The organism is Corallococcus sp. BB11-1 (assembly GCF_026626625.1).
Lineage (GTDB): Bacteria > Myxococcota > Myxococcia > Myxococcales > Myxococcaceae > Corallococcus > Corallococcus soli.
Map to the genome: position 1 here is coordinate 203,694 of NZ_JAPNJY010000022.1, position 17,822 is coordinate 221,515.

Here is a 17,822-nt window from a genome sequence, read left to right on the forward strand (position 1 = left end):
CTCCTAGCTCCTTGACTCCGAGATGCGCTTCATCTCCTCATGCACGGGGAACACGTCCTCCGGTGAGAGGGATTTCAGGCCGCTGGCCGCCAGGAACTCCGCCGTCAGCTGATGCAGCCGCCGCAGGCCTTCCCAGTAGGGGCGGTTGCCTTCATCCCAGAAGTTGCCGCCGTAGGGTTTGTCCGCCACCTTCGTTCCCAGCAGGATGGCTTCCGCCACCACCTTGCGCAGCGCCTGCAAGCTTTCATCCTGATTCATTGCCACCTCCTGAATGCCTGTGTCGGTCTGGTCCGCTCACGCCCCCCGGCGCCCTCCGGACTCAGCGCGCTTCGTGCCGGGGTGAAATCCAAAACGTCCGTTCGGTGTCGAAGGGGTACGTGGGCCACGCGGCGCGCGGCCGCGTCGGTGCGGGCCATGGGACGTCCTCGCCGCGGATCCACGCCTCCGCCAGCGGGTGCCACGCCTCCGCCGCGACCTGGGATGCGAAATCCCGCGAGCGCTCCGCCGGCTTCGGAGCGCCCTGCGACGTGTAGACGCCGTCGGTGGCCTGCCCCGCCAGGTGACGCTCGAGCTTCGCTTCCAGGTCGGCGAAGCCCGCCGCCACCACCGCCAGGCGGTGCGTCATGGCGTCACGCTGGTGGAGGTACGCCTCGATGAACTGCTCGAAGTCGAGTGCCCGGCCCGAGGCGCGGGCCCGTGAGAGGAATTGGAGGACCGTGCGCGAGTAGGCCTCCAGCACGCGCGGGGACTGCGAGGAGAGAACGAACAGCCCGGGCCGCTCCGGCTCCACGGCCGGCGCTGGAGCCACGGGCGGCGCTTCCAGGACCAGGAACGCGGACACTCCGCCCAGGCCGTAGGACAGCAGCCCGGCCCGGGGGGGCGCGCCGTCCGCGCCGGGAGACAGCGGCTGTTCCGCTCGCGCCAACCGCAAGGGGCCCTCGGGGTTGAACCCCGGATGGGTGCTCCGCAGGTGGGAGAGCCCGGGCACGCGACCGTGCTGGAGCGCCAGGAGCGCCTTCGCCAGGGCCGCGACGCCGGAGGCCGCCTCCAGGTGCCCCAGCGCCGCCTTCGCCGCACCCAGGACACAGGGCGCGGACGCATCGCGGCCCAGCTCCCGGAAGACCTGCTGGAGCGCATCCAGCTCGCTGGCGTCTCCCAGCGGCATGCCGGTGCCATGGGCCTCCACGTAGCCCAGGCTGTCCACCGGCACGGCCGCGTTGCGCAGCGCCTGCTTCATCGCCTCCTGGTGCGCGCGGGAGTTGGGCGCCGTCACGCCCATGGACATCCCGGCATGCCAGACCCCGACGCCACGGATGACCCCATACACGCGGTCCCGGTCCTCCAGGGCGCGCTGGAGGGGCTTCACCACGACCGCGCCCACGCCTTCGCCGCGGATGAACCCGTCCGAGTCCCGGTCGAAGGGCCGCGTCGTGTCGCCCCGGCTCAGGAGCCCCCGCTCGCGCAGGACCTGGAAGCGGTGGGGCAGCAGGTTCATCTGCACGGCCGCCACCACGGCCTGCTCGGCCGTCCCGTTCCTGATGGCGTCCATGGCCCGCGCCAGGCCCACGAAGAAGCTGGAGCACGCGGTGTCCACCGACTCGCTCACCCCGCGCAGGTTGAAGACGTGGGAGATGCGGTTGGCCGCGATGTAGCGGGAGACGCCCGTGCCGGAGAACTCGTCGACGACGGCGTCGTGGGCGACCAGGTGCTCGTAGTCGATGGCGTCGATGGACAGGAACACCGCCGTGCGGCGGCGCGCGAACTCCTCCCGCGAGTAGCCCGCGTGCTCCAGCGCATGCCACACGCTGTGCAGCAGCAGCCGCTGCTGGGGATCCATGAGCATCGCCTCACGGGGCGAGATGCCGAAGAGCCGGTGGTCGAAGCCCAGCGCGTCCTCGAGGAAGAACCCCTGGCAATCCTCCCGGCGCAGTCCTCCCACCAGCGCCGGCGGAAGCAGCGCCCAGCGCGCCTCCGGGTAGGGCGTGGGCTTGCGCTCCCCCGCCCCCACCAGCTCCCAGAACGCCTCCAGACTGGAGGCCCCAGGCACCTTCAAGTCGATGCCGACGATGGCGAACGCGTCCACCGGCGCGTCCACCGGCGCGGGTGGCATGGCTACGACAGCGGCGGGCCCCGGCGCTTCCACGCCCCCACCCACGAGGCCCTCCACGAGCGCGGACAGCTCCTCGATGGAGGGATGGTTGTGGAGATCGAGGATGCCCAGGGACGTCCCATGGGCGTCGTTCACGCGGCGGACGAGCGCCTGCAACAGGATGGAGTCCACCCCCAGTTCGACGAAGTGCGCGCCTCGGTCCAGGCCTTCCGGCGGGTTTCCGGTCAGCTCTCCCACCAGCCGGGTCATGGCCTCGCGAAGGCTCGCCGCGTCGGTGGCGGCAGGGGGCGGCGCGGAGGAACGGGGCGGGGCCGCGGCCTCCGTGGGGGGACGGACGTGGCCCACGAGCGCCTTCCGCAGGAGCACCAAGTCGCCGCACGTGAAGGCTGCTTCCTCCGCGCGCGTCGCGAGCACGTGGTCGAACAGGGCCAACCCTTCCGCGTCCTTCAGGGGCCGCATCCCCAGCGACGTCTCCAGCCGCGCGACAAGCGCCTCCGGCAGCCGCATCCCTCCCTCTTCCCAGTAGGGCCAGTGGAGCACCATGGAGGTCCCGGAGCGCTCGCCCCGGAGGACCTGCGCCTGGCGCCGCCGCGCGAGCAGGCCCAGCAGCGCGTTGGCCGCCGCGTAGTCCGTCTGGCCGGCGTTGCCCCACAGGCCGGTGAGCGACGAGAAGAGGATGAAGCACTCCAGCGGCAGGTGCCGCGTCACTTCATCCAGCACGCGCGCCCCCTCCACCTTGGGCGCCAGCACGGCGTGGACGTCGTCGCGCGTCTTGGAGAAGAAGCTGCGGTCCCGCAGCACGCCCGCGCAGTGGATGACGCCGGTCAGCCGCCCATGCGTGGCGAGCACCGTGGCCAGCACCCGCTCCATGTCCGGACGCTGGGTGCAGTCGCCCGACAGGAAGTGGATGGCGCCGCGGGCCCCTGGGGTCCCCCGGGGGCGGTCCGGACGCAGGCCCTCCCGGGAGCGACCGCTCACGATGACCGTCGCGTCGCGGGTGTCCGCGAGGTGCTCGGCGAGCTTCCAGCCGATGCCGCCGTTGCCCCCCGGAATCCAGAAGACCCCGCCCCGTGCTTGGTCCGGCGGCCGCGCGCGGGCGGGCACCGGCTCGAAGGTGAAGTCCTGGGACTCGCCTTCCCACGCGCCGTCCACGAAGCGCAGCCGCATGGCGCCGCCCACCTCCCGGTCCTGGTCGGCATCCGCCAGGATGGAGCGCAGCGGCGAAGGCGCGCCGGCCTCCGGCGCCCACGCATACCACCGCGCGGGCAGCCCCAGCTCCTTGTGGAGCGAGCGCAGCATCGCGAAGAGCATGGCGGCCTGATCCGGGGCCGTGTCCGACAGGAAGAGCAGCCGCGCGGGCGAGTCCCGGGTCAGCGCCTCCCGGATCGTCTCCATCGCCGACCCGCACGCCTCCACCCAGCCCTCGCTCCCTGACGCTGCCGCCAGCGGAGGAAGGGCGACGGCGCGGATGCCGGGAAGCGCGTGCAGCGCCTCGGCGGTGGTCGCCTCCAGCAAGGTGAGGCACAGCACGTCCGCACCCGGGCCTCCGGACACACCCGGAGGGGGCGGCGCCAGCGGACGCCGCGTCCACGCCGGGCGGACGTGCCAGACGTCCTTCAGGCTCCGCGCGGACGCCTCCGCTCCAGGAAGGAGCCAATACCGCAGGCGTTCGAAGGGATACGTGGGCAGCGACACCAACCGGGGCCTGGGCCCCACGGTGCGCAGGGTCCGCCAGTCCACTGGCAGCCCCGACACCCATCCCCGGATGAGCTCGCGCAGGTTCGCGTCCTCCGCGAGCGGGCGGGCGGCGTCGGCGTCCTGGGGCGCCGCCGTGGCCTTCCCCCGGAAGAGACCTTCCTCGTCGGTGTCACCGCGGGCCAGCCGGTCCAGCCCGGCCTTCAGGCCCGGAAGCGAGTCCGTCTCGAAGGCGGCACGCACCTCCAAGGACTCACGCCGCTGGAGCGTGAAGGCGATGTCCGCCAGGTTCCACGGCGCGGCGGACGGCGCCTCCAGGAAGGCGAGCAACGCGCGGGCATGGGCCTGGAGCCGATCCTGGGTCCTCGCCGACAGGACGATGGCCTGGGGCGTGGACGCACCCGAGGGCTCGTGAAGCGGCTCGCGGTACTCCTCCACCACCACGTGCGCGTTGACGCCGCCGAACCCGAAGCTGCTGACGCCCGCGCACCGGGGGGCGTCGTCCGGGGACGCCTTCCACTCCTGGAGCGAGTCGACGACGTAGAACGGGGTGCCCTCCAGGCGGATGCGCGGGTTCAGACGCTCGAAGTGGAGCAACCCCGGCAGCGCGCGGTGCTCCATGGACAGCAATACCTTGATGAGCCCCGCGATCCCTGCCGCCGCCTCCAGGTGTCCGATGTTCGTCTTGGCGCTGCCGATGCCGCACGAGGCTTCCTCGAGCGCCGCTCCGGACGCGCCCGACAGCGACTGGAACGCCCGCTGGATTCCGTGCAGCTCGATGGGGTCACCCTTGGGGGTGCCGGTGCCATGCGCCTCCAGGTAGCGGATGCGCTCTGGGGCGACGCCCGCGCGGCGGACGGCGTCCACGATGACGCGCGACTGCGCGAACGCGCTCGGGGACGTCACGCTCGCGGCCTTGCCGCCGTGGTTGATGGCCGTCCCCTTGATGATCCCCCGGATGCGGTCCCCGTCCGCCAGCGCCTGGCGCAGGGGTTTGACGAGCACGAGTCCGGCGCCCTCGCCGCGGACATAGCCGTTGGCGCGGTGGTCGAACGTCATGCAGGCGCCGTCCGGAGACAGCATTCCCGCCTTCGAGAACGCGACGAAGTAGGTGGGGCTGCACAGCACGCTCACGCCGCCCACCAGGGCCTGCGCGCACTCTCCGCGTTGCAGCGCGCGGACCGCCTCGTGGAGCGCGACCAGCGAGCTGGAGCACGCCGTGTCCACCGGGATGCTGGGGCCCTTGAAGTCGAACTCGTAGGAGATGCGGTTCGGGATGAGCGTCCCGTAGGTGCCGGTGGAGAGGTGCGCCTCGATGGTGGCCACCGACTTCTCCAGGGCCTCCTTGTAGTCGAAGTTGCAGACGCCCACGTAAACGCCGGTCTGCGACCCCTTGAGCCGCGACGCGGCGTAGCCCGCGTCCTCCATGCAGCTCCACGCCAGCTCCAGCAGGATGCGCTGCTGCGGATCCATCAACTCCGCCTCGCGCGGCGAGATGCGGAAGAAGGGCGCGTCGAACTTGTCCGCGTCCTCGATGAAGCCCGCCCACTTGCTGACGCCCCGGTTCGGCGCATCCGGATCGCGCGAATAGAACGCTTCGCCGTCCCAGCGCTCCGCCGGAACCTCCCGCACGCTGGAGCGTCCCCGCGCGAGGTTGTCCCAGAACTCCCACGGCGTGTTGGCGCCCGGGAAGCGACAGGCCATCCCGATGATGGCGACGTCATCATCCGAGCGCGGGCGGGGCTCCACGGCAGGTGCGGGCGTCATCGCGTTCTCCAGGGTGTGGCACGAGGAGGAAGGGGCCGGCGGGAACCGGCTCCAGGCATGGCCCGGCCCAGGGTGGACCGCTCGCGCGTTCCACCAGACCCGGCGGGCCGTCGTCCGGGGTGTCTAGGCCGTCAGGGCGCTACCAGGGCGTGCTGTCCGGGCGGGAGGGGTCGCTGCCCAGCACCAGTTCGTCGCCGTCCAGGAAGCCATCACCGTCGCGGTCGAGCGCCAGCCGCACGCCCGAGCCCCGGGGCACGCAGGTGAAGGTCAGCGGGATGCCGTGCTGCCGCACCCGCGCCCGGAGCGCCGCATCGGTGGTGGGCCGCTCTCCGGCCTTGTTGGAGCGGACCTTCCCGTCCGGCGTGTACAGGTAGCCGACGCTCGCGGACGTTCGGGCCACCAGGTCGCACTCCCCCGCCACCGCGCGGTTGAGCAGCAGGTCCACGCGGGGCTGGGCCTGGACCCAGGTGCTCCGCGACAGCGTCACCTGCTGGCCCACGACGGGCGCCAGGTTGCTGTCGTACGCATAGAGGAAGTCCTCCACCTGGCGGCGCGCGGCGTCGCCCTGCGCGCGCTCCAGTGAGAAGCCACCGGGATTGCCCGCGGGGTCCCCCGGCGACGGCGGCACGTAGCGGAACAGCACCGTCGTCAGGAAGCGCAGCGGCGTGTCATGGCTGCCGTCGTGCAGGAAGCCGTAGCCGCGGATCTGCTCGCCCATGAAGTCGTTCTGCCCGTCGGGATGATCCGGCAGCAGCTTGCTGGTGCCCTGCATCCCGAACATGCCGACCTTCTGGTACAGGTTGCGGAAGTGGGGGATCTTCATCATCTGCGGCTCGAACTCGAAGGAGCTGTTGCCGTTGCCGCCGAAGAAGCCCGGCTTCGCCACCCCGAACTCCGCGTTCGCGGTCGGGTCGAGCACGTGGCAGCCATTGCAGGTGAAGAGCCGGTCCGACACGCTGTTGAAGTAGAAGTCGTGGCCCGCCTGCTGGCTGGGGGTCAGCCCGTTGTCCAGGTTGCGGATGGGATTGGGGGGATAGGTGATCTGGAGCGCGAAGTCCGTGAAGCGCTGGAGCTGGTCCGCGGACAGCTCCGCGTCGCGCCCCAGCAGCGTGACGAAAGCCGGGTTGAAGGCCTTGAAGGCGGCCTCCTCGTCATAAGTTCCACCGTTGGGCTGCGCGGTGGGGGCTTCGTTGCCACCCGTGCGGTCCCCGCGCCAGTGCATGGAGCCATGGTTGGCCATGCCGCGCAGGCTCTGGGTGGTCATGGGTCCCTTGAGCGGACGGAAGTTGACGTTGCCCTCCAGCCCCACCATGGCGGGCGTCAGGTTGAACGGCCCCGGGTTGACCTCCTCGACGGCGTCGGGGTCTCCCAGGTCCCAAGCCAGGCCATCCAGGTCCCCGAACACGTGGCAGCTCGCGCAGGAGGAGTCACCATGGCTCGACGTGAGGCTCGCGTCGTACAGCAGCGGCCGGCCCTGGGTGATGGAGGACGGCTCCGGTGAGTGCATGCCCACGGAAGCAATCTCCCGGCCCTGGCGCAGGTCGACGACGGCGATGGCGTTGTTGAAGCGGGTGAGCACGTAGAGCCGCTGCCGCGCCTCGTCCAGGATGAGCCCCGTGGGACCGCCTCCGGACACCTGGATGCGCTGGCTGGTGGAAGGCGTGAAGGTGTCGTTCTCCAGCGCCTCCGTGGAGAACACGCCCACCTTGCTGGACCCCAGCGCCGCGACGTAGAGCGTCCGGCCGTCCGAGGAGACCTCCAGGCCGCTGGGAATCGCCAGGCTGCGGGCGTTCTCCTCGTTGGGGACGGGGGCGCAGCAGGTGGAATAGTCGATGTGCTTGTTGAGGTGGCGGGGCCGCACGCCGCCGCCGCCGGGCTCCAGGACCGTCACACGGCTCTCATGCAGGTGGCCCTGCACGCTGGAGCGCTCACCGCCGCCGGCACCCTCGAAACGGACCTCGTTGAGGGCCTCCGTGTTGGCCACGTAGACGCGGCCCGTCTGCGGGTTGACGGCCATACCGTAGAGCACCGTGCCCACGCCCGAGTAGGAGCTGGCGCTCCCGGCCAGTTGCGCGGGGGGATTGGCGGTGGCGTCAATGACGAACACGTCCTTGTCGGGCAGGGAGAACTTGACGTGCGCGTCCCACTGCCGGCCCAGTTCATCGCGCCAGTGCTCGCCGTCGTACTTCACGATGAGGCTGGTGGGCGGCTGCTCGGCGCCTTCGACGTTGGTGGTGGGTGGCGGCAGGCCTCCATTCAGCGTGACGACCTCCTCCGGGATGACGGTCGTCCGGTTGCCGGTGAAGAACCCCGCCGCGTAGACGCGCGAGCCATCCGCGGAGACCGCCAGCGCCCGAGGCGTGTCCGTGAAGAGCTGGAGGATGGTCAGCGGCGTCCCGCCCAGCGTGCCGCCGGACACGACGGAGCCCGCGTCGAAGACCCAGACGTCCGCGCGACCGATGCCGGGGGTCGTCAGCTGCGGGTCGAACGGAGCGTTCTGGCCCCGGTGCGCGGTGGTGATGAACGCGCGCTGCCGCCCCGCGCCCGCGAACACGATGTCGCGGGGTTCGTCGCCCACGAGCAGCGTGCGCACCACCCGGCCCGGACGGCGGCTCACGTCCACGATGCTGACGCTGTCGGAGAGATGGTTCACGACCCAGACCTCCTGGTCGTTGCGCACCGCGACCGCCACCGGCTCGACGCCCACGGGAATCGAGTCCACGTGCTCCAGCCCCGCCGCGCCCGGCACATATACCTCCAGGCGTCCGTCAGGCGTGTTCACGGCGAAGAGGGCCTTGCCGTCCGACGACTTCGCCAGCGGCCGGACCTGGCCCGACTCGAACAGGGTGTAGGACGGCCCCGGGTCGACGACGGGGTCGGGCGGCCGGGCGCAGACCCCGGGACAGTGCGTGTCACCCCAGGCGGGGTTGCACTGGTCCTGGGTGTCATCCACGCAGACACGACCGGCGGCGCACGTACGGCCGGACACGCCACAGGGCTCGGTGCCCGGCTTGCACCCCACCCCCGCCAGCAGGAGCACGGACAGGACGACGCGCATCGGCTTCAGGGACTCGCTCCACCTGTGGGTCATGACCGTGCGTCCGTGAGGGCATCCACCTGCGTGGCATCAAAAGACGGGGGCAGACCTGCCGCGAGGCTCTGGTCCACGAGCTTGGTGAGGGTCTTCTTGGGGCCCACCTCGAGGATGGAGGGCTCGCCCTGCGACAGCAGGTACCAGATGGATTCCACCCACCTGACGGGGCTGCAGATCTGCCGCACCAGGTTCTGCCGGATCTCCCCCGGCCGGTACGGCCGCGCGTGCAGGTTGGAGATGACGGGGATGGAAGGCTCCCGCAGGGGGACGTCCTGGAGGAACCGTTCGAACGCTTCCATCGCGGGCCGCATGTAGCGCGAGTGGAAGGCGGCGCTGACGGGAAGGGGCAGCACAGTGGCCCCCTCCCGCTCGAGCACCGGCGCGAGCGCCTTCAAGGCCTCCGAGGGCCCCGCGAGCACCACCTGCGTCGGCGCGTTGAAGTTGGCGACCTCCACGCCCCCGGCGTCGCGGTCACCCAACAGGGCTGTCACGCGAGCCACCGGAAGGTTCACGACGGCGGCCATGCCACCGCCCGTGGCCTGGCCCATGAGGGCGCCCCGGTGCTGAACCAGGCGCAGGCCCGTCTCGAAATCGAAGGCGTCAGCCGCGAAAAGGGCGCAGTACTCACCCAGGCTGTGGCCCAGGAGGACGTCTGGCTTTGAAGCCCCCTCCTTCTGGGCCTTGAAATAGTGCAGGACGTTGACGAAGTAGAGCGCCGGCTGGGTGTACTGCGTGAGGTTCAGCCGCCGCTCCTTGTCCTCCAGACAGAGGACCTCAATGGAGTAGCCCAGCACCTCGTCCGCGCGCCGGGTCAGGTCCTTGAACTCCTCGAAGAGCCCCCGGCCCATGCCGCGAAACTGAGCCCCCTGCCCGGGAAAGATCGTGACATCCAACTTGCGCGCCATGTGTTCCGCCCCCTCGTATGCGCTGGAACAGCTAGACGACCCCGACGTGGATCGCGATCTCGCCCGAAGGCGTGTAGTGCTCGAAGTCGGCGAGGTAGGCCTTGCCCTCGCTCCCCAGGGCCCAGATCTCCTGCCACTTCTCGCCGACCTTCTCCGGATGGCCCTTCGCGACCTCGAAGACCTGGCGCTTCGACTGGGGAACCACCGCCGCCACCAGTCCCGGGGGAACGGGGCCCTGGCCAGGCACCTCCGCGCCGAGAATCAGCGAGTAGGTCCCCAGGTTGTTCTTCCCGGGGTTCTCGAAATTCGTATAGACGGCGTAGACGTCCGCGGAGACCTTGTTCGGAATCTTCTCGAGGATTCCATCCTGGTAGAATCGCTGCCAGTGCGCGGGGATGTCTTTGAACGCGGTCTCATTGGTGGTCCGCAGCTCAAGTCCGACAATCCGCAGGGTCTTCGACTGGGTCACGGTCTTCACGGGTTCTGCCCCTCCCAAGGCATCCAGAATGGGCGCCAGAACAGCTCAACATTGGCGCGCCAACGACTTGACCCGCAGCGTGATTGCCTTCACTAAAGGCGTCAAGACCTTTCCAAGATATTTCCAGAAATGCACATCTGCTTCCAGAGCCTCCCAATTCACGCAGCTCGACCCACCCTCGGGAAACCCTGAGGCCGAACGCCTGGGGGGAGGCGTCCGGCCCTGTTCATGACGCGAGCGGACGACTAAACGACGGAGCGCGATTCTCGATCGGCCTGGAGAGTAGGCAGGCGCCAGCGACGCGGGGAAGGGGCAGGGACTCGCTCCGTTCGGCCTTGTGTGCGCAAGAACCGGAGGAAGAAGCGAGCCCTTGTGCTTATCCAAAATTCGGTCGCTGCGTCATGGGTGCGTCAAGGCTGCGTCAAAACTCGCGTCATGACGGATGAGCGACGCGCCCAACGGGCCGTCGAGCCCTGTGCCTACCCAAAATCCGGTCGCTGCCTCTAGTGAGCACAGCAAACACGGGGCCGGCGAGGTCCCATAGCGGCGGCGCGGAGTGCGAATCGCCGAGGCACCGCCCACACCGTCTCGCGCACGCAAGAGGCTGAGCGCTCGTGACAAAGGGAGCGCCAGGCGGGCTCGACGACCACCAGCCCACCGACGGCGGCTGCGTGCCCCGGCAACCAGCGCCGCGGCACTCACGGCCAATGCCTCGCCCGAACCCACGCGAACCGCGAAGCCGTGCGACTTCCATCCACCTCGATGAAGACGGGTGGAAAGCTGACAGCGGCCCTTCACCATGAAATCGGACGCACGGGAAGTAAAGTTCGCGGCGACTCAATCGGCCCCCAATTGAAGGGCGCCAGCAGTCCCTTCCTTGAAACCCTGAATACGACTCGGGTTTCAACCCTCAGAGAGTTTGAGCCCTCTCAGAGAAAAGCCGAGAACGAGTTCGCGCAGGGCTTCGTTCGGGGAGCTGAACGAAGGGCCCTACCAACCGGTAGGGCCCTTTTGTTTTACACAGGCCTCGCGATGAATATCGCGGGGCCTTCGTGCTTAAGCCCCTGAATCCCAAGGGATTTTGCCTCGCGGTGCTGAAGAGGGCACTCTCTGCCTTCTACCCCGCAGAGCAAGATGCCTCCTCTTCTCAGCCGTCGAATGGGCTCTCCGAAGCGCTCTTTCACCCGTTTTGGGGAGAGAGAGGCCGAGAGTGGTTAACAGGTGCTGTTAACCATTGGGGAGGCGGTTAACAACATTCCCCTGGAGACCCGCTCTTTCCGCTCTGAGGTTTCTGGAAAGGCACCTCTCTCCGCTTTTCGGATTCGTCTCTTACCTGATTTGCGGCTCCCGGCGAGCGCGCCGCAAGGCTGGTACGGGGCGGCCCAACTCATACTCACGGTGAGGGCGGTTGCGGCGGGTCGCTGATCCACGCAGCGCCAGTCCACGTCCCTCGCCCTCTCATGCCGCCGGGCCGCCGTCATTCGGGCCCAAGAGAGTCTTGCCGAGAGCCCCAAGAGTGCGGTCGGCACAGCCTTACGATTCTCGCTTCTGAAAAACCGAGCCACCCGGCCACAGCTCTCCCTCCCATGCGGCACGACACCCCAGGAGGTCTCCACCATGCATACGCAGCGGCGGCGGGCGACTCTCCGACGGGCCCCTATCCGGAAACTTGGTACCTAGCGTTAGGTGTGCGCGCTCTCGGTGCGCGAGGCGTAGCTCGACACGTTGGGGCCAGTGCGCGGGCTGCTCGTGGCCATCTTCGGATGGGGCGCCGAGCAGGAGCGCGCCCGGTCTCATCGAGCGCACTCGTGCAGGGCTGGAGCGCGCCCGGCAGGAGGGGAAGCGGCTTGGACGGCCGCCGTGTTCGCCCGTACTCATTCACGCAGCGGCGGAACTTGGTCGGCCGGGTGTGTCTGCGACGGAGGCCGCTCGGCGCAAAGGCGTGCAACGGACGACCCTTCGACGATTTCTCGCAAGATGACGGCGAAGATCCGGTGCCGGAGCTACCCGCCATTGCCCATCTTGTAGGGCTTGAGCTTGTGGAGCTTCTCGGCGTGGCCGAGGCGTTTCTGGATGAAGCACAACAAGCAGTCCTTATCTGGACTTCTCGGCCTCAACGCCGTGACGCCGGAACAAGAGGCGGAAAAAGCCTCGCGCAATCTCTCTTCCTAAATCCCCCTCCAGCTCCTTTCCGCCAAACCGATAGACCTCATAACCAGAAAGACGGAGGTCACGATCTGCCGCGACCATTTCAGCATACTTCGACGGACTAGCTTTTCCTTGAGGGTCGCAATAGTGCCCCACCCCATCAACCTCGATCACAACACGAACACTCTGTGAGAACAGCATCAAAAAATCCATTCTTTGCCGAAGAAGCGCATCCCTCCCTCTTTGTGAAACTGTTAGTGGATCATAATACAACCACACCTCTGGAAGCAACGCAGGCAACTCACCAAACGACCCCTGATAGGTCGAAAAGAACTCCTCGAACAATAGTCGTTGTGGTGGCGAATTTTTTGGCAATGAGTCCCTAAGACGCTGATAGAGACTCACCCTCGTCGCCCGAGCCTCAGGCACAAGGCCGTGAGTCGCAGCCCACCACTCTTGAAGATGCCTCCAGAGCAATCCGGTCGGTGGGATTGGGTGGTCATACACCAGCACCTTGTCCGCGAATCGCACAATCTCAATATCGCCATTGATGGCATCGGCGAATCTCAAATCAGGCTTGACCTGCGAAGCAAATATAATCTGCTTGGGTCGCCCTCCCACTCCGCCAGTCGCGCGAACCACTGAGTATAGCGTCCGTCCTGCATCCAAGCCTGTCGCGTGCAGGTCCCAACCGGACTTTCGCAATTCCGCACTCAGCGCATCAACATACTTCCTTTGATCTTCTTCGCCTCGAACCGATGGATGAACCATTCGTTCAACGAGCGCTCGAAAGCGCCTATCCGACACACCCAGCACGCCACATTGCTCAGAAACGCCCTGCACATCCTGAAGCTCTGATTCCGACAGAGTCGCATTGCGAAGGGATTCATCCAGCTGAATCACCTCTCCAACGACCGTGTTCAGCCCCAGCTTTCCCCACGGCGCAGGCAGCGAACTGAGAGTCGCAAGAAGGTTTCGGCGCGTTAACTCCGAAAACTCGACCGACTCTTCTTGCGCAGCCCACACAAGCTCCTCAAGGCGATAGGTCCAGAACTGCTCCAACACCCGCTTTGCGATTGACAACACCGATTCGCGATCATGCGGAAGCCAGCTTCGAACGGTGGCCCACTTGCTATTGTAGATCAGGCCAGCATTCGGATCCGGCACAACCATTCCAAGCGCGATGCAGACAGGAGCTAGATCGTCACTCTTCACATGGGCTTGAAGCGCCCGCCCAATCGCGTCGCGCAAGTCCTTCGTGCTTGGATTCTGGCTCACAGCCCACAATGTAGGTGAACCGGGACCGACCGAGCAAGCGAGCGCCTGCCCTTAGTCCCATGGTCTTCATCACCCGGTACATCCTCTTGGGGTCCCCAGCGACTGCCCCTCGAAGATCATCTGCCGGTTCAACAGGGCCATGACGCGGCGATAGCCGTAGCTGGCCCGCTCATTTGTGACAGCACGAATCATCCCGAAGAGGGCCCCTCCTCGGTGCGTTTGAAATAGGGGCCACACAACCTCTTGGGAGCCTTCGGGCCGGCGGACTGCATTCGGAGAACGAGGGTGCCCCCTGTGTCAGGGAAGTTGTCGCCTCGGCTGAACGGCCGGGCTGAGCAGGCCTAGGGGGCGAGAGCAGGCAGGAAGCAGTGCCGTACACGGATGGATTCAAGTCAGAAATGGTGAAGCGGATGGTGGGCCCCGGCGCGGTGAGTGCCGCCGCCCTGGCCCGCCAGGTGGGCGTGTCGCAACCGACGTTGTCGCAGTGGTTGAGAGAGGCGAATAAGTTGGCGGCGATGACGCCCCCGCCCGAGGAAAAGAAGCCCGCCCCGCCGACTGGACCGAAGAAGTGGACGCCCGAGGAGAAGCTGCGCGTGCTGGTGGCGGCCCAGGGGCTCACCGGAGAGGAACTGGGGGCGCTGCTGCGCCGTGAGGGGCTGCACGAGGGGCTGCTGACGGAGTGGCAGCAGGCGGCCGCTGGAGCCCTGTCGGGCGCGTCCACGCAGGCCCTGCCGGCCAAGGAGCGCAGGCGGCTGGCGGTGGCCGAGAAGCGGGTGAAGGAGTTGGAGCGCGAGCTGCGCCGCAAGGAGAAGGCGCTGGCGGAAACGGCGGCGCTGCTGGTGCTCGAAAAAAACTTCAGGCGATGGGCTGGGACGAGGGGCCCTTGGACGACGAGGACGACGCAGTGGACGAGAAGCGCGAGAAATGACGCTCGCCCACGTGCAGGAAGCCCTCCAGCAGGGCATGCGCCTGGAGGCCGTCTGTGAGCGGCTCGGGGTGGCCCCTCGCACCATTCAACGGTGGCGGAAGCCCCAGACGGCTCAGGACGGGCGGTGCGGTCCGCGCACCCGGCCCGCCAACCGCCTCTCCGAAGCCGAGAAGCGCCGCATGCTGGCGGTGGCCAACAGCGAGGAGTTCCGCGACGTCTCGCCCAAGCAGTTGGTGCCGAGGCTGGCGGACCGGGGCGAGTACCTGGCCAGCGAGGCGAGCTTCTACCGGGTGCTGCGCGAAGCGGGACAGCTTTCCCACCGAGGCCTCGCGAAGCCGCCCACGCCGCGCCCCAAGGCGGAGCACACCGCCAGCGCGCCCTGTCAGGTGTGGAGCTGGGACATCACCTACCTGAAGGGCCCGGTGAAGGGCACCTTCCTCTACCTGTACCTCGTGGTGGACGTCTTCAGCCGCCGAATCATGGGCTGGCGCGTCCAAGAGGAGGAGTCATCCGCGCATGCCGCGGCCCTCATCCGCGACAGCTGGCGCGAGGCAGGCTGCCCCGAGGGCCTGGTGCTGCACTCGGACAACGGCGGCCCCATGAAGGGCGCCACGATGCTCGCGACGCTGCAGTGGCTGGGCGTGGCCCCTTCCTTCAGCCGGCCCCGCGTCTCGGACGACAACGCCTTCTCCGGAGCCCTCTTCCGCACGCTGAAGTACCGCCCCTCCTTCCCCCAGCGCGCCTTCGCGTCGACTCAGGATGCGCACGCGTGGGTGGCTCGTTTCGTCGCCTGGTACAACACCGAGCACCGGCACTCCGCCATCCGCTTCGTCACGCCCGAGGACAGACACTTCGGCCGCGAAGCGGCGCTGCTCGAACAGCGCCACCAGGTGTACCAGCGCGCCCGCGCACGTCACCCCGAGCGCTGGAGCCGCGACACCCGCGACTGGACACCCGCAGGTCCTGTGCGCCTCAACCCCTCACCCAACACCACCCCGGCGGTCCAGGAGTTGAAGCGCATCGGCTGAACCCTCTCACGCGACAACTACCTTGACGCTCACCGTAGTCGAGTTCGTGCCGCTTCCTCTGCAGGAGTCCCGAACAGGGCCCACGACAGGAAGTGCCACCACAGCCCCAAATCGACCTCGGCGAGCAGTGAAGCGTCGATGAGTGAAGTCGCGTCTGCGCCTTCGTACCAGAATCAGGGAACCATCTACATCCAAATGGCCTGACCAAGAACATTCCGAATTCGAGTCACCATAGCACGTCCAATTTTCGGGAGAGCATCAAGAGTCTTATCGTCTGTCTCAGCCAAATCCCCCACGGTACGTATCCCAGCCTCGGTCAGAACCTGAAGTTTCTGCGCTGTCAATCCATAAGGATAAGCAGCAGACTTTCCAAGCTTATCAATTGGCTCATTGAAGATCGCGAGCTCTGCAGACTCCGGCAATGCGGGCAACTGAATCGCAGCAAGCTTACTAGTCTTATTGAACTGCACAGCCTCTTCACGAGGATGCATCGTCCATCGCTCAAACAATTCTTTAGTCAACCGAGAACCGGGCGTCTGCTCCAATAGGACGCAAAGATTGAGAGCATAGCGCGCACCGCGACCGCCAGACTTCATCGCACGCGACGCCTCTCTCTTAGATATAAATCCCGCATACTCCAAAATCTGGAGCGGCTTCGCAAGCCTCTCATCCACCTCCCGATGAATCAACATATCCCGAGGATTTCTCGCCTTCTGACCACACTCCTCGAATAGCAATTCAGCGATTTGCCTAGCCACAGCAACCATTGGCTCATACTTACCCAACTTTGGCTGAATTTCATCAAGCAGCGGCCAGTAGTAATTCCGCGCCAACTGAATGAGCGACTCGCCCAACTCCGGAAGGCCGATATTTCGCCCATCCGCACACGCAGCCTTCAAGGCATTGCAGGCGAATACAAACCCACGCATATTTCCCAGAACAGACTGGCCAAGAAATCCTGCCGCCCCTCCCCGACTCAGACTAGAGCGAAAAACATCCTCTCCAAAAGCATCAAAATAGCGCCCCTCCATCACCTCCAGAAAAATCTCCCGAAAACCGGGAAATTCATCACTCCGGAGAAGATCAATCACCGTCGCATCGTTATACACATCAAAACGCGTCCCAAAACGGGTCACCCCTGGATAGATCGCCGCCTTACACGAAACCACGCTACTAGAGAGCATCCTATAGATATCAAAAAATTCTTCAAGCGAGGCCTCTCGCCCAAGATGAGCCGCATCATCAAAGAAAAGAACGATTCGCTTCCCCAGCGTCGCCGCCAACCTTGAGAGTGCCACTTGCACAGACCCAGCATCCGGATGTGGGTCAAAGTCGTTCGCCAAGTCCCCTAGCGTTTCCTGAACCTTCCGAATGACTATCTGAGCAAGAATCCTCTCGTATGCTTCGCCAGTACTCTTAAGCAGGGGCGCATGGCGGAGGCTCATATAAACCCCCAAAGCTGCGGCCTGGGGAATGGCCGGATAAAGCTGTCGCGAGGCCGCGATCATAAAGGCACTCTTCCCGGTCCCGCGTCCGCCACGAAGAAGCACCGGCCCATGCGCAACGAGAGTGAGCAACACACGTCGATCATTTAGAGTAGAGAACGTGTGCATTTCATCGAACAACTCGGGCGCGCAATCCTCTGCAGCCAGAATCAACTCTGCCTGGGCGTCTATTTCCTGGCTCATTTCATCACCTCGACATTCTCAATCCGGCCCAAAGCTGCCACAGCATCCACTGGAGACAGCAAGGTAGCCGCATGAGGCACAAAATGCGAAACGAATCCGACATCGGCGACTAAATGAATCACGCGTTGAACCAAATCAACAACGGTTGCCCGATCATAAAGAGTACCCGGTGGCAGCACAAACTCATGATGGATCCCCTTTGAGAGGGCCGAGTAGAGACGCCCAATTTCTTCTCGCTTGCGTGACACAAAACTGTCCGGAGGGAGGGCACTAAGTTCGGCAATCCATCTCCCCCCTGCTGTTGTGCCTCCGAGCATTTGCTGAAGAGCTGGTCGCCAAAGGAGATGATCGTAGTAGTCTCCAAGGAGCGCTTTGGTAATTTTCTCGTATTCCAACGCATCTCCCCAAAGGCCTGAGCCCTTCTTCGGGGCCAACACATCACCCTGCCCCTTCTTCGGGGCCAACACATCACCCTGCCAGCGGATAGAAGACTTCCAAGGAATTGCAGCGTCATATTCAGGCTGCAATTGGACCTGCCTGACAACGAGCACTCGGAGTGGGTCAAGCCGTCCAATCAGCGCCGTGGCCGCAAGCTCAAGAAGGGAGCGCCCGAGGAAGGGGCCGAACATTGAAACGCGTTCACTGTCTTGTTCCCCCAACCAAGCTAACTGACTCAGCACAGAATCCATCGACCCACGGATAT

General features: G+C 66.2%; 9 protein-coding genes. 1 reads left to right on the top strand and 8 read right to left on the bottom strand.

Going from position 1 to position 17,822, the window contains the following annotated elements; genetic code table 11:
- Positions 1–3 precede the first annotated feature (3 nt).
- From OV207_RS17595 to OV207_RS17620, 6 genes are all read right to left on the bottom strand, one after another.
- Positions 4–258, bottom strand: a complete 255-nt coding sequence (locus OV207_RS17595; protein WP_267556324.1) for a hypothetical protein — start codon at positions 256–258, stop codon at positions 4–6.
- 61 nt (positions 259–319) lie between these two features.
- Complete coding sequence (locus tag OV207_RS17600; RefSeq protein ID WP_267556325.1) at positions 320–5,572, bottom strand: type I polyketide synthase; 5,253 nt, start codon at positions 5,570–5,572, stop codon at positions 320–322.
- A 139-nt stretch (positions 5,573–5,711) separates the two neighbouring features.
- Positions 5,712–8,663, bottom strand: a complete 2,952-nt coding sequence (locus tag OV207_RS17605) for a hypothetical protein (protein ID WP_267556326.1) — start codon at positions 8,661–8,663, stop codon at positions 5,712–5,714.
- A complete protein-coding gene (gene fabD, locus OV207_RS17610; protein ID WP_267556327.1) occupies positions 8,660–9,571 on the bottom strand; it encodes an ACP S-malonyltransferase in 912 nt (303 codons plus the stop codon). The genes OV207_RS17605 and fabD overlap by 4 nt, the downstream gene beginning before the upstream one ends.
- 31 nt (positions 9,572–9,602) lie before the next feature.
- On the bottom strand, positions 9,603–10,049 hold the full coding sequence (locus tag OV207_RS17615; RefSeq protein ID WP_267556328.1) for a GyrI-like domain-containing protein: 447 nt from the start codon (positions 10,047–10,049) through the stop codon (positions 9,603–9,605).
- Between the two features lie 2,094 nt (positions 10,050–12,143).
- A complete protein-coding gene (locus OV207_RS17620; RefSeq protein WP_267556329.1) occupies positions 12,144–13,448 on the bottom strand; it encodes a hypothetical protein in 1,305 nt (434 codons plus the stop codon).
- A gap of 395 nt (positions 13,449–13,843) precedes the next feature.
- Here OV207_RS17620 and OV207_RS17625 point away from each other — a divergent pair.
- A protein-coding gene (locus tag OV207_RS17625) for an IS3 family transposase (protein ID WP_267556330.1) occupies positions 13,844–15,431 on the top strand; the annotation gives its coding sequence in 2 pieces (ribosomal slippage) (positions 13,844–14,322 and positions 14,321–15,431; 1,590 coding nt in all).
- 185 nt (positions 15,432–15,616) lie between these two features.
- Here OV207_RS17625 and OV207_RS17630 read toward each other — a convergent pair.
- Positions 15,617–17,119: a hypothetical protein gene (locus OV207_RS17630; RefSeq protein WP_267556331.1), complete on the bottom strand. Its 1,503-nt coding sequence runs from the start codon at positions 17,117–17,119 to the stop codon at positions 15,617–15,619.
- Positions 17,116–17,808 (bottom strand): hypothetical protein, encoded by a 693-nt coding sequence (locus OV207_RS17635; RefSeq protein WP_267556332.1) that lies wholly within the window; start codon positions 17,806–17,808, stop codon positions 17,116–17,118. The genes OV207_RS17630 and OV207_RS17635 overlap by 4 nt, the downstream gene beginning before the upstream one ends.
- Positions 17,809–17,822 lie beyond the last annotated feature (14 nt).

Bases quoted from the DNA above. Each gene is read 5' to 3' on its own strand.
- OV207_RS17600 (WP_267556325.1), bottom strand. From the start codon at position 5,572: ATGACGCCCGCACCTGCCGTGGAGCCCCGCCCGCGCTCGGATGATGAC.
- OV207_RS17605 (WP_267556326.1), bottom strand. From the start codon at position 8,663: ATGACCCACAGGTGGAGCGAGTCCCTGAAGCCGATGCGCGTCGTCCTG.
- OV207_RS17635 (WP_267556332.1), bottom strand. From the start codon at position 17,808: ATGGATTCTGTGCTGAGTCAGTTAGCTTGGTTGGGGGAACAAGACAGT.
- OV207_RS17630 (WP_267556331.1), bottom strand. From the start codon at position 17,119: ATGAGCCAGGAAATAGACGCCCAGGCAGAGTTGATTCTGGCTGCAGAG.
- fabD (WP_267556327.1), bottom strand. From the start codon at position 9,571: ATGGCGCGCAAGTTGGATGTCACGATCTTTCCCGGGCAGGGGGCTCAG.
- OV207_RS17595 (WP_267556324.1), bottom strand. From the start codon at position 258: ATGAATCAGGATGAAAGCTTGCAGGCGCTGCGCAAGGTGGTGGCGGAA.